The organism is Calditrichota bacterium (genome assembly GCA_016867835.1).
Classification (GTDB): Bacteria; Electryoneota; AABM5-125-24; order Hatepunaeales; family Hatepunaeaceae; genus VGIQ01.
On record VGIQ01000004.1, the window covers coordinates 1 to 18,036 of the forward strand.

The following is an 18,036-nucleotide window of genomic DNA, read 5'->3' on the forward strand; positions in this document are numbered from 1 at the left end:
TCGACCCGAACGTCGATCCCATTCCCGCAGATTCTATTCAGTGGAATATTCAGGTGCGCGGCGTCATTCGAGCCTTCGAGCCTAATCTCCCCGAATTATTCCTCGAGCCGCGTCAGGAAGCGACCTTCGAACTAATTCCCTTTAATGCCAACAACGACTCCATCGAGTTCTGGTGGACGCTGAACGAAGCCGACACCCTGTCCACTCAGTCCACTTTGTCCATGTCGTTCCAAGACACCGGCAGGTATGTCGTGAGCGGGTATGCGCGAGAGCGGGTGAGCGAGGATGAGTGGGAGGAGGACGTGCAGGTTTGGGTTGTCAATGTCCATTCTCTAAGTGCTGGACTGGATCCCCGCCTGCGCGGAGATGACGAGGGGGAAAGCGGGGATGACGAGGGGAAAAGCGGGGATGACGGGGGGGGAAGAAGGGATGACGCGCCACTCTCGCTTACGATTGCTCCGAATCCCTTCAACGATCAGGCGACGGTGACGATTGATCTTGGAGGGCGGGCATTCCTGCCTGCCCTAAGGGCGGACAAGAATGTCCGCCCTCCAAGTGCGCAAGTGGGGGGTCTCTTGCCGGTCCGGCTCAGCCTCTACGCGCTCGACGGCCGGGAAGTCCTTCGCCTCCACGATGGCCCTCTATCCCCCGGCACCCATCAGTTCAGATTCTTCACTTCGTTCAAAATGACTTCGGGGATCTACTTCCTGCGCTTTGGCACCCCCGGCCAGTCTATCACGAAAAAAGTGCTATTGGTCAAGTAGTTGCTCTCGTATGCAGGGAGCTGGATTTTAAAGTCCTGGTCCCGAACATTGATAATGTTTAACAGGCCTTAAGCGGACTACTACACTTCCCTATCTTCCCCGCCCGCAGGGTCGCCCGAAAGCCGGTCAGCCAAATCACCCAACAGCGGCAATCTGAACGGACGGCCATTAAACGCCGCCCATATCCCCAAAACCGCCATCACCAACACCGCCAGCCAGAGAATCTTGTAAAAGGTCGGCACGGTAACCAAGAAGAGGACGACCTCAACTGCAAAGAGGATCATCCCTTGCCGCGCATGTTCCCTAAGTTCCGGCTTTTCACGGCTCTGCGACCATGTGTAGAGGCAGAAAACCGGCACATAGGCAAGCATCGTCTCCCAGGGAATCTCGGTCGTCTCCGGGACTGCCTCACCTTCGAGGTCGTGACGGGGGGGTCGGTCTGAATCGTCCATAGTGATGTTAATGTTAAAGCGAACTGTAGGAGGGTGATTGGCGATGGCCGACTAACAGTGCCAGCCTATGACACATTGTATCACAATGTCGCTCACCCGATTGACATTAGCATTGGCATTATCATTAGTCTGCTTCGTCCCTCAGCATCGGGCGGCACTCTTCAAGAATCTCCTCGACTGCAATGGCTATCGACGATGGATCGACGAAGTTCCGTGCACCGGTCCAGCGGTTTTTTAATTCAACGGTGCCGGATGCGAGGTTGCGCGGAGAGACGATTACCTGAGCCGGAGCGCCCATCAAATCGGCATCCTTCATCTTGACGCCGGCGCGGGCGTCACGGTCGTCAAGCAGCACCGCAAGACCCTCTTCTTCAAGCAGCATCTCTATATCCCCGGCTACCCGCGTGACATCGTCTTCGCCGCTTCCGAGTGGAATTATTACCGCATCGACTGGCGTAAGCGCGCTGTTCCAACGAATGCCATCGCCATCGGCCTGGCCTTCGACCGCCGCTGCAAGTATGCGTTCGATTCCGATGCCGTAACTGCCCATCACAATCGGCCGCTCGCCCCCGCTTTCGTCGAGATAGACCGCCCCCATGGCCGAGGAATACTTCGTGCCGAGTTTGAAAATGTGCCCGAGTTCAATGGCGCGAATAAGCCTTAAGCCCTGACCGCAGACCGGGCAGCCTTCGCCTTCGCGCACTACGCGTAGATCGACATATTCGTCCGGACGGGCGTCGCGCGCCAGATCGAGGCCGGATACGTGGTGATCGGCACGGTTGGCGCCGGTGATCATCCCGACGGCATCCTCAAGCCTGAGGTCGGCATAGACCGGCATGGTCCGGTTTCCATGCGGACCGATATAGCCGACTTCGACGCCGAGCCATTCCCGGACTTCATCGGGATGAGCCGGCCGGACCAGTCCTCCAGCAGCCTTCATCAATTTCGCTTCCGAGATTTCGTCGTCGCCGGCTACGAGCGCCATAAGCGGCCCGCTGCCGGTGGCAAAGATGAGCGTCTTGACCATCCGAGAAGGGTGAACCTGCAAATATGCTGAGACTTCATCGACGGTGCGCTGTCCCGGTGTGGCAACTTCGTTGAGGGTTCCTGCCTCCCCTTGATCGGGCTTTTCAACTACCGATGAAGCCACCTCGATATTTGCCGCATAGCCGCACGATGGACAACGCGCAATGGTATCCTCGCCGGCGTCAGATTCTACCATAAACTCCTGCGACTGGGCTCCTCCCATAAGCCCTGACGATGCTCCGACAATGAAGTAGTCGAGTCCGGCGCGTTGAAATATGCGCTCATAAGCCTGCCGGTGCAGGTCGTAACTGCGGTCGAGGCCCTCTTCGTCGCGGTCGAGGCTATAGGAATCCTTCATGATGAACTGGCGCATCCGGAGCATACCGCCGCGGGGGCGGGGTTCGTCCCGGAACTTGGTCTGAATCTGAAACCAAATCTGCGGCAGGTCGCGCCACGAGCGAATTTCACCCCGGGCGGTGGCGCAAACGACCTCCTCGTGCGTCGGCGCAAGGCAGTTGATGCGGCCTTTACGGTCGGTAAGGCGGAAGAGTTCTTCGCCGAAATCGGTCGCGCGACCGGTTTCATTCCAGATGTCGATCGGATTAAGCGCGGGAAAGTGGAACTCCTGCCCTCCGATCCGCTCCATTTCCTCGCGGACGATCTGCTCGGCCTTTCGGGCCGCGCGCCAGCCGAGCGGCAAAAATGTCCATATGCCGGCCGAAAGCGGCCGGACCAGCCCGGCGCGCAGCAACAACTTGTGCGACGTAGCCACGGCGTCGGAGGGCGTTTCCTTCAGCGTCGGCGCGAAATACTGGGAACGGAGCATTAGAGTGGTGAGGAATCCTATGTGATGTTATCCTGCACAATTTAGGCTCTTCTTCACCATTCCGCAAGGTGTTATTGTGGCGACGTGCAGGCTGCAAAAGGGCGGTGTCGCTTCCCTGTTGACTCAAGTGAACACCAGAGGGTATATTGCAGATAGGTTATGGCGACCGTTTCAACCCCACATGCCGCGGCTGCAACCGGCGCACTTGCTCGAATCCCGGCATTGTCTGCACTTCTGCCTGACTGTCTGGTCGCCGGAGACAATCTACCACTCCTGCGCCGGATGGAGCCGTCGTTTGTCGATCTGATCTATCTCGACCCGCCCTTCATGAGCGGGAGACGCTTTGGCAGCGCCTTCGATGACCGCTGGAACAAACCGGATTCGAGCGCTGCAGAGGACGGGGAGTCCGCCGCTATGCCTCTCGCGATAGGGGAACTGATCGATTGGGTCTCCCGCCGGATAAGTCGGTCGCACGGTCGCTACCTGACTTTCATCGCGATGCGGCTGGTCGAATGCCACCGGATATTGAAACCGACGGGCAGTTTGTATCTCCACTGCGATCCGACGGCGGGAGCCTACTTGCGACTGCTCGCCGACGCGATCTTCGGACCGCTCCAGTTTCGAAACGAAATCGTCTGGGCCTACCGGAGCGGCGGATCCACAGCGCGGCGCTTTGCCCGCAAACATGACACGATACTCTATTACGCTCGCGACGCAGAGAGGTGCTTCTTTCAAGTGCAGGTCGAAAAGTCCTATAACCGCGATCTAAAGCCCTATCGCTTTAGGGGCGTAGCCGAGTCGCAGGACGAGATCGGCTGGCACACCCTGGTCCGCATGCGGGATGTCTGGGAGATTCCGATGGTAGGTCGCACGTCAAAGGAACGAACCGGTTGGCCGACTCAAAAACCGGAGGCATTGCTCGCGCGCATTATCGCCGCATCGTCAATGGAGGGTGATCTGGTGCTCGACCCCTTCTGTGGCAGTGGAACGACTATCGCCGTCGCCGCGCGGCTCGGTCGAAGGTGGATCGGCATCGACCTGAACCCGGCTGCAATCGATATCGCACAATCGCGACTCAGTGCAGGCGACGCCACTCGAAGATCATAGTGCCCCACACCATCGCCGAAAGGATCCTCGCCGCTCACTCTGGGCAGGCTGAGGTCGAGCCCGGACAACTCGTAACCGCCCGGCCCGACCGGCTGATGTCGCACGACAACGCCGCACTGGTGATCCGACACTTTCGCGAAATCGGCGTCGAGCGCGTCTTCGATCCGGCGCGTATAGTAATACCGCTCGACCACCGCGTCCCCGCCGAGTCCGAGCGCACCGCTGCGGCGCACAAAGCGATTCGCGAGTTCGTTTCCGAGCAGGGTATCGAGGCGTTCTACGACATTCGCGAAGGCATTTGTCATCAGGTGATGATCGAACGCGCCCACGCTCTGCCCGGCGAGTTGATCCTCGGCACCGACAGCCATACGACCTCCTACGGCTGCCTCGCCGCGGCTTCGACCGGCATCGGCGCAACTGAAATGGCCGCCGTCTGGGCCACCGGAGAACTCTGGCTAAGAGTGCCGACGACCATACGGGTAGAAACGAAAGGCATCTTCGGCCCTATGGTAGGTGCCAAAGACCTGGCGCTGCATCTGCTCGGGCTTTTGACTGCGCGCGGCGCCGACTACCGGTCGGTCGAATACTATGGCGAAGCCATTACTTCATTGGACGTCTCAGGTCGGTTCACGCTCTGCAACATGGCAATGGAGATGGGTGCCAAGTTTGCCATCGTCCCCTTTGACCAGCAAACGGCAGCCTATCTTGCCCGGCGGACAAAAAGCGAATTGAACGCTGTCTATGCGGATCGAGGCACCAACTATGAACGGGTCGTCGAGGTCGATTTGAGCCGCCTCGATCCGCAGGTGGCACTACCGCATCATCCGGACCGCGTGGTGCCGCTGCGAGATGCCGCCGGTCTTAGGCCCGACCAGATCGTCATCGGCTCCTGCACCAACGGGCGCATCGACGACCTCGAGATCGCGGCTCGGATCATTGGAGGAAAAACCCTCTCCCGGCACATCCGGCTCCTGATCGTCCCCGGTTCGCGAGAGGTCTATCTTGAAGCCCTTAGGCGCGGTGTCATCGAAGCCCTCGTCGAAGCCGGTGCGGTCATTCTCAATCCCGGCTGCGGACCTTGCCTGGGAGCCCATCAGGGACTACTTGCCCCAGGCGAAAAGTGTCTTGCCACAACCAACCGCAATTTCAAGGGCCGGATGGGGAGTGGCGACGCGGAGGTCTATCTCTGCAGCCCGGCCGTAGCCGCTTCGACGGCGGTGTGCGGCGAAATCCCGTCTTCACTTGCCGACGTATGCTAAAGACCATCCGCATGGTCGCTTCCGGTCGGGTGCAGGGAGTCGGGTTTCGCGCTTTCGTCAAGGATGCTGCCGATGACTTCGGCCTGACCGGCTATGTGCAGAACCTCTTCAACGGCGAAGTCCGGGTCGTAGCGACCGGCGAGGAAGCCTTTATCAACCGCTTCATCGACATCATCCGCCGCGGCAACGGACACTCACGAATCGAAGCACTTGAAATCGACTACCTTGATCGGACGGAAAGCAGCACCAACTTCAGCATCAAGAGGACGGAATAGAACCAAATCACTCCCAAAAACTGTTGATCTTCGACGTCGATGGGACGCTTACCGACTCCGCCGGTCTAACCCGCGTCGCGCTTGAACGTGCAGCCCGTGAGATCTATGCTATCGATAACGCCACCCGCGGCATCACGGCCTATGGCCAGACCGACGTCAACATTTTTAGTGAGATTCTGGTCAATAACCGCCTCGCGGTCGAGGACTTTGAGGATCACTTCACCCGTTTCACCGGACGATATGTTACATTACTGGAGGAGATTCTCTTCGCTTCTCCCCGTCCGCGCCTCCAGCCCGGGGTGAAGGATTTGCTCCTCCGCCTGGTGCGCGAGTCGGGAATGAATATGGTTCTGGGAACCGGCAACATCGAGCCGGGGGCGCGCCTCAAACTGAAGCGGCATGGCATCGACCACTACTTTCCAACCGGCGGCTTCGGCAGCGACAGCGGCGTCCGCGCCGACCTCATCCGAATCGCCTATGAACGGGGCTGCCGGCACTTCGGGATTCCCTTTCCGCTTAAGGATGTCTGGGTGATCGGCGATACTCCCAACGATGTTGCAGCCGGACGCGCGCTCGGGTCGAAAATCCTCGCCGTCGCAACCGGGATGTACGCGCGAGCTGAACTCGAGACCTGTCAGCCGGATGCGTTGATGGATGACTTTTCGGACAACGACCGGTTCATCGATGTGATTCGGAACGGGTAGACGGTGGGCATCACGACTGTTAATGGGTGCAATAATAGTGGTATTTATCAGTGGGACAGACATTCCTGCCTGTCCTATGGACGGACAAGAATGTCCGTCCTACTGATACTACTATATGGCGCCCCTATTAATTATATCACGAGCCGCAGTATTACCTTGTTGCGTCCCCCCGCTTCGTGGGGGGAGTATTGGATATAATCCGCATCTTTTTGATATGAAGTCTCTAACCCGCTACAAGACCTTCAACACCACGCGCAAGCGCGATTACATCAACATCACTGCAGAGGTGCGGAAGGTCGTTAAGGAGTCCGGTATCGCCGAAGGTATGATCCTCGTCTCGGCGATGCACATCACGGCTGGTGTCTATGTCAACGATGCTGAAGATGGTCTCATTGCCGATATCGACGACTGGTTGGAACGCCTTGCGCCCTTTGCTGATTATCGCCATCACCGGACCGGCGAAACCAACGGCGACGCACACCTGAAAAGCCTCCTTGTTCACCATCAGGTTGTCGTCCCCATAACGAAGGGCGACCTTGACCTTGGACCTTGGCAGCAAATCTACTATGCCGAGTTCGACGGCAGGCGCCCCAAGCGCCTGATTATGAAGGTGATGGGTGAATAACGTCGCCCCTGCCGAGCGTATCGGAAGCGATGCGGAGTGGTACTTCATTTTTCTACCTTCGGCAGGAGGACCCGCAGAATGGACTCTTTATGACTTGCGACGATCTGAGTTCCTGCATCCCAAAGTGGTGCTGAAATCGGATCACAGAAGTCTGGTTGGGCTGGTAGAAATTGAGGGGCGCAAGTTAGTCGTCAAACGGTTTATCTTGCAGGAAACCTGGTGGTGGTTCCAGTTCACATCGATCTTTTCCTCATCACTGGGAGAAATTGCTCATCGTAATGCCTTCGCCTTGAGTAAGTTGGGTATTGCCACCCCGGTGCCGATGTTCCATATTCTTAAACGCAGAGGCCGCATGTGCACCGGTGTATGTTTGGCTTATCCTTTCATCGAGGGTCGCCCGGCAACCATGGATGATGCGCCTGCGATTGTCGAGTTTATCAAGCGTATGCACAGGGCAGATTGGATCCATCGCGATCCGCATCCGAATAACTACCTCGTTACCAGTAGGGGCTTGGTGGCGCTGGATCCACTCCGCGCCCGGCATAGCCGCAGCAGGTACCTCAAGGCTTACGATGTGATGTTGCTCGAGCACGACCTTCCCGATGCGGTGGAACTCTACGGACGAGGCGATTTGGGCATATATTATCACCTGGCGGTAGCAGGCCATAATCTTGTCCGCTCCTGGCGCGGCCTGAAAGCAGTCGCGAGGAGGATGTTTGGTTCCACTTGAGGTATGGTTACTAATTTTCACCCTGAACGAAGTGAAGGGTCTCCTCCGGACGAGATGCTTCACTGCAATCAGCATGACATTATAGGAAGTATCGGCACTGATATTGGCATTAGCATTGACATTGCATTAGCATTGACATTATCATTATGGAAGATCTAACCCGTATCGGAGCGCTCCTGCCGGGGATCATCGGCGGCCTTTTGACAGCGATCGTCTGTGGAGGATTGATCGGGCTTGAGCGTGGAATGCGCCGTAAGGCGGCGGGGCTGCGGGACTACATACTGGTCTGCTTCGGCGCAGCGCTCTACATGATGTCCGGCGAACTGCTCGGCATCAGTCGCGGCGAAGGCGGCACCCCCGATCCCTCCCGCATTGCGGCGCAGATCGCGACCGCTATCGGCTTCCTCGGAGCCGGCGTCATTATCCACCGGCGCGGAGAGGTCGGTGGAATCACAACCGCAGCAGCGATCTGGGTGACCGCTGCCATAGGGATCGTCATCGGTGCGGGATATCCCCTGCTGGCGCTCATGGTAACCGGCGTCGTCCTGATGGCGTTGACTCTGCTCTACGGCGTGGAAGAGCGGTTAAGCCGCGCCCATCGCAAGTCGTTGCTCTTGAAAATCGTACTCCGCGAAGACACCGGCGAGGTCCGGGAACGGATCCAAACAGCCCTCCAGCGGCAGGGAGTGCAAATCGACGCCGTCCGCGCTGAGCGCGTTCCGAACGGCACCAAACTGACCATAACGGCGATGACCGGAGAAGATCCGAGAGCCTTGTTGGAATTGCTCTGGGTGACGCCGGGCGTCGTCGAAGTCGAACATTAGCATTACTACTTGGTGCCGTTAGTTCTTGTCTTCTCCCCCCTGCTTCGCGGGGGGAGATAAAAGGAGGGGCAATATGGGATTGCACTTCTACCCCCCTATAGTCCCCCCGCTGAGCGGGGGGACAAAACAAATGATACTGCACCCATAAATAACTTCTTCCTTAGACTCATCTTGTTGATAATAAAGGGGATCATCTATGCACCGTTTTCTCTATCTTTTCGTCATTCTCGCCGCGCTCTTCCTGATCGGCGCCGACCAGAAGGAGACGCCCGCCAAAGCCGGCAGCGGCGGCTACCTGCCGGTTCTATCCGGCGACAGCCAAGCCTGCATCGAATGTCACCGCAGTGAGAACCCCGGTATTTACCAGCAATGGGGCGCGTCGAAGCACTACGGCGCCAACGTCGGTTGCTACGAATGCCATAAGGCCGACAAGAACGACGCCGACGCTTTCGACCACAACGGCTGGATGATTTCTATCATCGTCTCCCCGGCCGACTGCGCCAAGTGTCATCAGCAGGAGGTGGCAGAGTTCTCTGCCAGCCATCACTCCCGTGCCGCCGAAATCCTCGGCTCGCTCGACAACGTTCTGGGCGAGGTCGTCGAAGGGCCGGCTGCGGCGGTCTTAGGCTGCAAGCAGTGCCACGGCTCGGAGGTGAAGGTCGTCGGCAACGGCAAACTCCACCCTGACACCTGGCCTAACACCGGAATGGGCCGGATCAATCCCGACGGCACGAAAGGCTCCTGCACGGCTTGCCATACCCGGCACGAGTTCTCGGTCGCCCAAGCCCGCCAACCGGAAAACTGCGGCCGCTGCCACCTCGGCCCCGACCACCCTCAGAAGGAGATTTACGAGGAGTCGAAACATGGCATCGCCTACTATGCCAACATCGATCGGATGAATCTGAACAATTCAAAGTGGGTGCTTGGCGAAGACTACACCGCGGCTCCGACCTGCGCCACTTGCCACATGTCGGCGACACCCGACCTGCCGCTGACCCACGACGTCGGCTCGCGCATCAGTTGGACGCTCCGGCCGGCTATTTCGGAGAAGGTCGATGCGCCTTACATCAAAGCCGGCAAGAAAGTCAAACCGTGGCAGGAACGGCGCGCCGATATGAAGAAAGTCTGCAGCGTCTGCCATACACCGGACTACGTCAACTCGTTCTACCACCAGTTCGACAACGTCGTCGAACTCTACAACACCAAGTTCGCCCTTCCCGGCCGCGACCTGATGGCTGCGATAACCGATGCCGGGCTGATCACCAGCGATATCCCGTTCGACGACGAAATCGAATGGACCTGGTATTTCCTCTGGCACCACGAGGGTCGTCGAGCGCGAATGGGGGCTTCGATGTTCGCTCCCGACTATACCCAGTGGCACGGCTTCTTCGAAATTGCGCACCGGTTCTACACCGAACTGATACCGCAAGCCAAAGAACTGGCGCATAAAGCCCGGGAAGCGGGGAAGATCGCGGCAGCGGATAAGGTCGAAGCGAAGGTGAAGGAGATCCTTGCGATGCCCGACCACCAGTGGTCTATAGGGAAGATGCCGCCGGAGGAGAAAGCACGGCGTCAGAAGGCGTCGGAAGAGTTCAAGAAGCGCTACGTTCAGTAGGAGCGAGGCGAAGGCAGTTCAACCTGCCGTTGCATTCCCGGAGGGTGGACGGGGGCGTCTGCCCGGCTAAAAGAGTTGCCTTGGAGGGCGGACATTCCTGTCCGCCCTGAGATATCCTTCAATTTCCTTGCCTCGTGGCAGGCGGACGAGGCGTCCGCCTGCCCAATCCGGACGGGCGGAATGTCGCGGGCAGTATCCCGCAATCCGTCACTTCTGTCACTCCCGTCACTTCCTTCACCAAATAAAAGGGCTGCCAGTCCTCTGTCGCTACCAGTCCCAGGAAAGAACAGATCCCCGATAAATCGGGGAGTCACCAGTTTCCTGTTGTTGCCAGTCCCCTGACGCCACTAGCCCTCCGTCGCTGCCAGTCCCCTGTCGCCACTAGCCCTCCGTCGCTGCCAGTCCCCTGTCGCTCAGATGCCAAACCGGACATTGATGACATCGCCATCCTTTACGATGTAGTCCTTCCCTTCAAGGTGCAGTTTGGCTTGCTCCTTCAAGCGGGCGTGGCTCCCACCGGCAGCGACCAGATCGTCCCAACGGCAGACCTCGGCGCGAATAAACCCCCTTGCAATGTCGTCGTGAATGGCTCCGGCGGCGGTTACGGCGTTCGACCCGGACGGTATCGCCCACGCGGTGGTGTCCTTGTCGCCGGTGGTGAAGAAGGTGATCATGCCCATCAGGTCGAAGGTGGCGCGAATGATCCGGTCGAGCGCCGGCAGGTCGTAGCCAAGGTCAGCCATGAAGGGAGCGCGCTCCTCCGGGTCGAGTTGCGCGATCTCGGCTTCGATTTCGCCTGCCGCCGAGACCCAGCCGACCTGACGGACCAGACCGGGGAAAGCGGCTTGTAACTGCTGAAGCCGCGCGCCAGCCCCTGCTGCACCCTCCTCACCCAGATTGAGCACCACCAGAAGCGGCTTGAGGCTCAGGAAGGCATAGCCTCGCAGAGCTTTATCGTCGGTCGCGTCGAAAGCGAGTTCCCTTAACGGTCTTTCCGCCGCAAGTCCATCGCGGCAACGTTCCAACAAGTCCGCTTCCCGCCGGGACGCTTCGTCGTGCATTCTCGCGAGTCGCTCGAGGCGCTTTTCGGCGGTTGCCAGATCGGCCAGAATGAACTCCAGTTCGGTCTCCAGCAGGTCCCGCGCCGGATCGATACTCCCCGACGGATGCGGCACTCCCGCCGCAGCGAAGTCGCGCAGCACCAGCGCCAGCATCGAAACCGCCCGCAGTTCGCCGAGCAGTGCGGGAGGATAAGGCTCGGTCCGGTCGCCGGTGTGCGCCGCGCCTGGGATGTCGAGATACTCGACAGTCGCCGGGACGATCTTGCGCGACCTGGAGACGCGGGCCAGTTCGTCCCGCCGCGGATCCGGAAGTTGCGCTATGCCGTGCTGCACTTCACGACGGCTCTGAACCGGATCCGGCAGCGGTGATCCGGTCAGGAGGGAGAAGAGCGTCGATTTGCCGGAGAGCGGCTTGCCGACGATTCCGCAACGCATATGATGTCCTTTCGTGGCTGGCGGATGCCCTCGACCGCCAGCCCAATTCGGGGGGACGAGGGCGTCCCCTACATATTAGACGCAGTCGTCATTCCCGCGCAGGCGGGAATCCAAGCAAGCCAAATCAAGGATGGATCCCCGTCTTCACGGGAATGACCAAACGTCTTCATTCCCGCGCCGAGCCTGCCTCCAGCAAAGGCGCAGGCGGGACTTGAACAGGGACGCAGCAAGCGGACAATCCAGTCCGAACTTTCTCACTTTCCCACTTGCATACTTTCCCACTTCCCAAAAAGCAGGGAATCCGCGCGTGACGGATTCCCTGGCCGGCAATACGAGGGTTCGGCCGGTTACCGGACGCTGGAGCGGAACTCCTTGCCCGGGACGAACTTCGGCACCTTCTTCGCCGGTATTTTGATTTTGGCGCCGGTGGCCGGGTTGCGACCCGGTCGCGCCTTGCGCTTCAGGACCCCGAAACTCCCGAAGCCGACCATCGACACTTTGTCTCCCTTGGCAACCGCGCGCATGATCGTGTCGGTGAACGCCTTCAGCATCGCTTCGGCGGTCTTCTGTGTCGCGCCCGACTTGGTCGCGATCGTTTTGACGAGATCGGTTTTGTTCATACGCTTTCCAGTATAACGGACAGACCAGGGTGGCGCGGCATCGTAAGGCCCTCTTTGCCGGGGGATGCAGCACCAAAAGGCAATATAAGTCGAACCTTTAGGGTCTGTCAAGGGCTGCGGCCTTTTCCGCGCGAAAAAAGGAGGGCTTGAAGAATCCCCATTTCCCGTCGCGTAGCGGCGGATTCCGATCCGCCGAACGGATGAAGGCGATTCGCGTAGCGGCGGATAGGGCGATAGTTTGTGGTGTCAGGTGTCTTCACCTGACACCCGCCGTCGGGTGGGGACACCCGACGGCACAATGAATCCGCCGAAATGATGAAGGCGATACGCGTAGCGGCGGATTCCGATCCGCCGAACGGATGAAGGCGATTCGCGTAGCGGCGGATAGGGCGATAGTTTGTGGTGTCAGGTGTCTTCACCTGACACCCGCCGTCGGGTGGGGACACCCGACGGCACAATGAATCCGCCGAAATGATGAAGGCGATACGCGTAGCGGCGGATTCCGATCCGCCGAACGGATGCGGGCGATTCGCGTAGCGGCGGATAGGGCGATAGTTTGTGGTGTCAGGTGTCTTCACCTGACACCCGCCGTCGGGTGGGGACACCCGACAGCACAATGAATCCGCCGAAAGGATCGGGCGATTCGCGTAGCGGCGGATTCCGATCCGCCGAACGGATGCGGGCGATTCGCGTAACGGCGGATAGGGCGATAGTTTGTGGTGTCAGGTGTCTTCACCTGACACCCGCCGTCGGGTGGGGTCACCCGACAGCACAATGAATTTTCGAATGAAGAACGCCAAAGGCTTGACTTGTGCTCCGGCTTTCCTTAACTTTAGGCGCTTTCGGATCCGGATTCCACGATCATTAACGATCGAGTCCATATAGAGGGAGTACGTATGCCTGCCTTCAAGCCGGCGGCTCGTGCCGCCCGGATCGCGGCAATCCTTTCCTGCCTGTTGCCGCTAACGCTTTATTCTGCAGTTGTTACCGAGGAAGGCTCGCTGCTTGAGTTCTTCTCCGGCGAGGGTGTATATCAGGGCGCCTACGACAACTGGATCAGCCACACCGTCGAAGCCGATCAGGTCGGCTGGCCGCTCAATTTTGCCCCCCCGAACTCGACCGCGAGACCAACGGCTTCGGGACGTTTCGCCTCATCGACGACCTCCCCAGCCCGCAGCAAGTCCTCGCCGACCTAAACGCCATAGCCGCGGCGTTGCTGGCTAATGACCCTGAAGGAGCCGACGCCATTCGCGCGAGCGCGTGGTTTGCCAACTACTTCGAGGTGATTCGTCTGACCGACGGGAACAGCGCCTACCTGATGCTGCGCGAAGTGCTTAATGACAACTACTTCGATGACAACGGCACCCCGGACGATGCGACCGATGACGTGCGCGGCAGTTTCGATCTCGGCTGGGGGCTGCTGGTAGTGAAGGTGAACGCTCTCCACCCGGCGGTCGCGGTTCAGGTCGTCCATCCATCGACCGACTTCATCTCTCCGCACGTTGCACTCGATGCTTTTCTGACCCTCGACGCCGGAACGTTGATGGTGAGCGGCGTCTCGCGCAACGCTGCCTGGTCGGGGCAGACTTACGATTCTGACTCATCGCTCTCGGATCCGTCGCGAAACGGACGCACCGCGCTGCAGGAGTGGAATCTGGCGATGCTCAGCGCCCGCCCCGGGACGTGGTCGATTCAGGTGCATAGTTACAACGCCTACAACTCGAACGGCACCCCGGCGCACGTCGGCGTCAACTCGGTGCAACTCTCATGGGAGCGCGAGAACCGGGCAGATCCGAACCTGCCGATGATGAGTTGGGACCACAATGACCTGATCAGTTTGACGCCCGACCCGGCGGTTCCGCAGAGTGAAGCCTGGCCCTTCGCAGCGGTCGGAATCGGATCCTACTACACCGCCTACTATCCCGGCAACTACAAGTGGCGCGGCCAGACGACCATTCCCAACAACGTCGATCTGCCCGGGACCGCGTCAAACTGCCAGATGGTAGCGTCGCATGTAGGGCATCACTTCACCTATGATCTCGAGAACTGGCTCCATATGGAACTCGACGAGTTCCCCGACGTGGCTGCAGCGACCGGGATGTCCATTGCGGAGTTCTACGGCTACACCGGGCCCGGCTCGGGCGTCCCGACCTGGCGCAACTTTCAAGCCGTGGTTCACTACTACCGCCCAATCTTTACCGCTGCCCGAGCCTGGCTCGATCAGGCGCCCGCAGTGCCGTCGCTGGTGCAGGAGAGCGCTTCATTCGACAACTTCTATATGGGCAGCACTGCTGGAGCGACGGCTTACGATAACTGGGTGAGCCACATTTCGGAAGGGATTGCCCAAGCCGGCTACAACGACCATGGACCGGCGCAACTCGACCGGCAGACGAACGGCTTTGGCCGTTTCGAGGTGATCAATTCCGAAATCGGCGGTGATGTCGTGCTAAAGGTGTTGAAGGAGGCATCCCGGCGGCTCGTGACCGGCGATGAAGCAGGAGTGCGGTATCTGCTGCGCAACGCCGGACTCGGCACGAGGTATCAGTTGGTGCGTCTCACGGATGGCGATGCGACCTACCTGATCCTGCGTGAAGTCCTGAATAACAACTATTTCGACGACAACGGCACGGAGACGGCCGCAGACGATGTTCAGGGCAGTTTCGACCTCGGCTGGGGACTGTTTGCCGTTCGTCTCGACGCCCCCCGGGCGCAGATCATTATCGAAGCGCCGCATCCATGTGACGACTACGTCTCGCCGGCGCTGGCGCTCGACGCCTTTCACACCCTTGGCGCCGGAGTCCTGATGGTCAATGGCGCCGGCCGCGAGGTTGCCTGGACGGGAGTGACTCCCTACACCAATTCCAAGTCGCTTTCCGATCCGACCCGCAACGGGCGCACCTGGTTCAATGTGATGCACCAGGCGGCGGTCGATCTGCTCGATCAGGAGTTGACGATTCAGGTGCATAGTTACGACAGCGACGGACATCCCAACAGCCGCTGTGGAGAAATCTCCGCCGCCGACGACTACTATCCCAATGCGCCGCTGATGGATGCCGGGACGCACTTCGATCTGGTCAGTTTGACGCCGCTCTACCCGGTCCCGGCTAATTCGATCGGCGCCGGCAATCATGCTGCCGTCCGGGTCGATGATTACTACGGCGTCTATTACGGCGGCGGATACCGCTGGAACAACGACAACAACATCGTCATCTCGAACTACATCGAGCAGCCCGGATTCGGCTCCAATCAACAGATGCTCTACTCCCATGCCGGACACAACGCCCAGAGCGACCCGGAAAACTGGCTCCACTTCGAACTCGACGAGTTCCCCAACGTCATCACCGAGAACATTATCTCGTTCTATGGCGGCGCGGATGCGGTTCCTACCTTTGCTGACTTCACAAACGAGGTGCAGTTCTTTCATCCGATCTTCGACGCCTTGGAGCGCTACTTCCAGGGCCCCGGAGAGCAAGTGTTAACGATTGCGCCATCATCCGAGCAGACGATCATCGGCACCCGGCAGGGGAGTCTTGCCGAGGTCTCAGCAAGCGACAACGGCTATGAGGTCCTGACCGAAGTCGTCTCGGGCGGCCAGCCTGCTCGGCGGTATAGTTACCTCGAGCACATCTGGACCTTCAGTTTGACCGGCTATGACCTCAGTCTGGCAGTCGAAGCGTTCCATAACAGCAACAACGAGAACGACCACTTTGTCTTCGCCGGGTCGTTCGACGGGCAGAACTATACCGAACTGCTGACCGTGACCAAGGTTGCAGATGACAACACACCCCAGGTGGTTGCCATCAACGGCTCCGCAACGGGCAGTTTCTACCTCCGGGTGCGCGACACCGACCGAACGCAAGGCCGCACCGGGCTTGACCGCCTCTCGGTCGATCATCTCGCGCTCACTTACACCGTCGGTGAGGCACCGGCAGATCAGTATATGGCTGTGGCAGGGATTGCGCTATCGTCAAGAGTTGTGAAGCGCAATACGACGGTAACGGGCATTGTTACCATTCAGTCCGAGAACGACAACCCGGTGCCGGGAGCAGTCGTCTCGGCGCGCTGGAGCGGCATCTATTCGGCCAACGTCAACGGCACGACGGATGGCAACGGGCAGGTGTCGTTTGTAACGCCCCAGATCCGGGACGCCAGTGGCGATATCGTCCTGACCGTGCTCGACGTCGTCAAGGAGGGACTGACCTACGATCCCAACCTGAATGCCGTCTCGAGCGCAACCTTGCGGGTCGGCAATCAGGGCGGCAGCATCGCTACAGGTCCGGACATGCCGCAGGTTTATGCCATCGGCAGCGCCTTCCCGAACCCGTTCAATGCGAGTGTGAACTTGCAAGTTGCGCTGCCTGAGGCGGCTCTCTTCCACCTTGCGCTCTACGACATGCAGGGAAGAAGGGTAGCGACGCTGCTCGAGGGGGTTCGACCGGCCGGGTGGCACCGGGCGGTCTGGACGGCAGGAACGTCCCCGGCGGGGAACTATGTGGTGGTGCTGCGGGCAGGTGAACGCATCCGTGCCACGCAGGTCATTACCTTGACGAAGTAGTAGGGGGAACCCTAATCAATGCGATCGCCCCGCTGGAATGACCTTCCGGCGGGGCGCTTTGCATTAGGCGGAGTTTCGCGGTCAACTGCCCTTCGGTGACCGCGGCCTAACTCTGCTTATTCTCATCAACACCGATATCAGCGGTCATCACTATGAGGAACGCAGTGACAAAGCAATCTGGACCTTACCCCCCACCCTCGGCGTAAAGTGATGGCAGGCCGAAAGATTCCACTGCGGCACCAGCCCGGTAATCCGCTCCCAGACCCCTTCTGCGAGGTCGCTGAAGACCTTCGCCTGAGCCGATCCGGGGGCGGCTTCCACCACCGGACGTCCCTCATCCCCGGTCTTCCGGAAGACTGGATCGAGCGGTATCTCCCCAAGAAAGTCAACCCCCAGCGTCGCTGCCGTCTCGGCGCCGCCGCCCGCCGAAAAGACGTCCGTCCGCTCACCGCAATGCGGGCAAACGAAGTAGGACATATTTTCCAATATCCCCAAGACCGGGATGTTGACCTTGCGAAACATCTGCAATCCGCGCCTCGCGTCGATCAGCGCCACATCGGACGGCGTGGTCACAATCACCGCGCCATCGACCGGCACCTGCTGCGCCAGCGTCAACTGCGCGTCGCCGGTGCCGGGCGGCAGATCGACCACCAGACAGTCCAGAGTCCCCCAATCGACATCGTGCAGAAACTGATCGATAGCCTTCATCACCATCGGCCCGCGCCAGATCATCGGCGCGTCTGAGGGAATAAAGAAACCGATCGATATCACCTTCAGGCCAAAGGCTTCCGCCGGCCGGATACGCTGATTGGGCGAGGGCGGAACGCCGTGCACACCGAGCATCGTTGGAGCCGAAGGTCCGTAAATGTCGGCGTCGAGCAGCCCCACACCCAAGCCCATCCGGCTTAGTGCCAGCGCGAGGTTGACGGCAACGGTCGACTTGCCGACGCCGCCTTTGCCGGAAGCGACCGCAACGATCAACTTGACGCCCTCCAGTCGCGCCTGACCGGCCCAGGGATCGTCCGGAGCGGTCGGGTTGGCTCGCTCGGAGCCATCGGGAAGCACCTCCACGACTTCGGTGATGTCGGGCGCTTCTTTGCGTATAGCGGCTACAATGCCGCGTTTAAGGGTGACCGTCGAAGACGGGCAGCCCTGGCA

Annotated in this window: 16 protein-coding genes; 10 read left to right on the top strand and 6 right to left on the bottom strand. The window is 59.6% G+C overall.

Annotation, left to right across the window (positions count from 1 at the left end):
* Positions 1–844: 844 nt before the first annotated feature.
* Together FJY67_00885 and FJY67_00890 are read right to left on the bottom strand one after the other, a co-directional pair.
* Positions 845–1,216 carry a hypothetical protein gene (locus FJY67_00885; protein MBM3328013.1) on the bottom strand — a complete coding sequence of 124 codons (372 nt, stop codon included), beginning with the start codon at positions 1,214–1,216 and terminating at the stop codon, positions 845–847.
* Positions 1,217–1,340: 124 nt separating this feature from the next.
* Positions 1,341–3,068 (bottom strand): proline--tRNA ligase, encoded by a 1,728-nt coding sequence (locus FJY67_00890; GenBank protein MBM3328014.1) that lies wholly within the window; start codon positions 3,066–3,068, stop codon positions 1,341–1,343.
* Positions 3,069–3,227: 159 nt separating this feature from the next.
* Here FJY67_00890 and FJY67_00895 point away from each other — a divergent pair, with 159 nt between their 5' ends.
* From FJY67_00895 to FJY67_00930, 8 genes are all read left to right on the top strand, one after another.
* Positions 3,228–4,175 (top strand): site-specific DNA-methyltransferase, encoded by a 948-nt coding sequence (locus tag FJY67_00895; GenBank protein ID MBM3328015.1) that lies wholly within the window; start codon positions 3,228–3,230, stop codon positions 4,173–4,175.
* Positions 4,175–5,434: a 3-isopropylmalate dehydratase large subunit gene (locus tag FJY67_00900; GenBank protein ID MBM3328016.1), complete on the top strand. Its 1,260-nt coding sequence runs from the start codon at positions 4,175–4,177 to the stop codon at positions 5,432–5,434. The genes FJY67_00895 and FJY67_00900 overlap by 1 nt, the downstream gene beginning before the upstream one ends.
* Positions 5,428–5,709 (top strand): acylphosphatase, encoded by a 282-nt coding sequence (locus FJY67_00905; protein MBM3328017.1) that lies wholly within the window; start codon positions 5,428–5,430, stop codon positions 5,707–5,709. Before FJY67_00900 ends, FJY67_00905 begins: the two co-directional genes overlap by 7 nt.
* Positions 5,706–6,413 (top strand): HAD family hydrolase, encoded by a 708-nt coding sequence (locus tag FJY67_00910; protein MBM3328018.1) that lies wholly within the window; start codon positions 5,706–5,708, stop codon positions 6,411–6,413. Before FJY67_00905 ends, FJY67_00910 begins: the two co-directional genes overlap by 4 nt.
* Before the next feature lie 214 nt (positions 6,414–6,627).
* Complete coding sequence (locus FJY67_00915) at positions 6,628–7,038, top strand: YjbQ family protein (protein MBM3328019.1); 411 nt, start codon at positions 6,628–6,630, stop codon at positions 7,036–7,038.
* The gene (locus FJY67_00920) at positions 7,031–7,768 is read left to right on the top strand and encodes a hypothetical protein (protein MBM3328020.1); all 738 of its coding nucleotides are present in this window, start codon (positions 7,031–7,033) and stop codon (positions 7,766–7,768) included. Before FJY67_00915 ends, FJY67_00920 begins: the two co-directional genes overlap by 8 nt.
* Before the next feature lie 146 nt (positions 7,769–7,914).
* Positions 7,915–8,592 (top strand): MgtC/SapB family protein, encoded by a 678-nt coding sequence (locus tag FJY67_00925; GenBank protein ID MBM3328021.1) that lies wholly within the window; start codon positions 7,915–7,917, stop codon positions 8,590–8,592.
* A 196-nt stretch (positions 8,593–8,788) separates the two neighbouring features.
* Positions 8,789–10,207: a hydroxylamine oxidoreductase gene (locus FJY67_00930; protein MBM3328022.1), complete on the top strand. Its 1,419-nt coding sequence runs from the start codon at positions 8,789–8,791 to the stop codon at positions 10,205–10,207.
* A gap of 413 nt (positions 10,208–10,620) precedes the next feature.
* Here FJY67_00930 and ychF read toward each other — a convergent pair whose 3' ends face one another.
* The 3 genes from ychF to FJY67_00945 all read right to left on the bottom strand — a co-directional run bounded on the left by ychF (position 10,621) and on the right by FJY67_00945 (position 12,928).
* The gene (gene ychF / locus FJY67_00935; protein MBM3328023.1) at positions 10,621–11,703 is read right to left on the bottom strand and encodes a redox-regulated ATPase YchF; all 1,083 of its coding nucleotides are present in this window, start codon (positions 11,701–11,703) and stop codon (positions 10,621–10,623) included.
* Between the two features lie 347 nt (positions 11,704–12,050).
* Positions 12,051–12,323 (bottom strand): HU family DNA-binding protein, encoded by a 273-nt coding sequence (locus FJY67_00940; protein ID MBM3328024.1) that lies wholly within the window; start codon positions 12,321–12,323, stop codon positions 12,051–12,053.
* Between the two features lie 107 nt (positions 12,324–12,430).
* Positions 12,431–12,928 (bottom strand): hypothetical protein, encoded by a 498-nt coding sequence (locus FJY67_00945; GenBank protein ID MBM3328025.1) that lies wholly within the window; start codon positions 12,926–12,928, stop codon positions 12,431–12,433.
* A 291-nt stretch (positions 12,929–13,219) separates the two neighbouring features.
* On the opposite strand from FJY67_00945, the gene FJY67_00950 reads away from it, so the two are divergent.
* Both FJY67_00950 and FJY67_00955 read left to right on the top strand, forming a co-directional pair.
* Positions 13,220–13,519: a hypothetical protein gene (locus FJY67_00950; GenBank protein ID MBM3328026.1), complete on the top strand. Its 300-nt coding sequence runs from the start codon at positions 13,220–13,222 to the stop codon at positions 13,517–13,519.
* Positions 13,520–13,536: 17 nt separating this feature from the next.
* Positions 13,537–16,878 (top strand): T9SS type A sorting domain-containing protein, encoded by a 3,342-nt coding sequence (locus FJY67_00955; protein MBM3328027.1) that lies wholly within the window; start codon positions 13,537–13,539, stop codon positions 16,876–16,878.
* Between the two features lie 150 nt (positions 16,879–17,028).
* Here the strand turns inward: FJY67_00955 and FJY67_00960 are convergent, their stop codons facing one another.
* The gene (locus FJY67_00960) at positions 17,029–17,994 is read right to left on the bottom strand and encodes an Mrp/NBP35 family ATP-binding protein (GenBank protein ID MBM3328028.1); all 966 of its coding nucleotides are present in this window, start codon (positions 17,992–17,994) and stop codon (positions 17,029–17,031) included.
* Positions 17,995–18,036: the final 42 nt, after the last annotated feature.

Bases quoted from the DNA above. Each gene is read 5' to 3' on its own strand.
- FJY67_00885 (MBM3328013.1), bottom strand. From the start codon at position 1,216: ATGGACGATTCAGACCGACCCCCCCGTCACGACCTCGAAGGTGAGGCA.
- FJY67_00890 (MBM3328014.1), bottom strand. From the start codon at position 3,068: ATGCTCCGTTCCCAGTATTTCGCGCCGACGCTGAAGGAAACGCCCTCC.
- FJY67_00895 (MBM3328015.1), top strand. From the start codon at position 3,228: ATGGCGACCGTTTCAACCCCACATGCCGCGGCTGCAACCGGCGCACTT.
- FJY67_00905 (MBM3328017.1), top strand. From the start codon at position 5,428: ATGCTAAAGACCATCCGCATGGTCGCTTCCGGTCGGGTGCAGGGAGTC.
- FJY67_00915 (MBM3328019.1), top strand. From the start codon at position 6,628: ATGAAGTCTCTAACCCGCTACAAGACCTTCAACACCACGCGCAAGCGC.
- FJY67_00925 (MBM3328021.1), top strand. From the start codon at position 7,915: ATGGAAGATCTAACCCGTATCGGAGCGCTCCTGCCGGGGATCATCGGC.
- FJY67_00930 (MBM3328022.1), top strand. From the start codon at position 8,789: ATGCACCGTTTTCTCTATCTTTTCGTCATTCTCGCCGCGCTCTTCCTG.
- ychF (MBM3328023.1), bottom strand. From the start codon at position 11,703: ATGCGTTGCGGAATCGTCGGCAAGCCGCTCTCCGGCAAATCGACGCTC.
- FJY67_00940 (MBM3328024.1), bottom strand. From the start codon at position 12,323: ATGAACAAAACCGATCTCGTCAAAACGATCGCGACCAAGTCGGGCGCG.
- FJY67_00950 (MBM3328026.1), top strand. From the start codon at position 13,220: ATGCCTGCCTTCAAGCCGGCGGCTCGTGCCGCCCGGATCGCGGCAATC.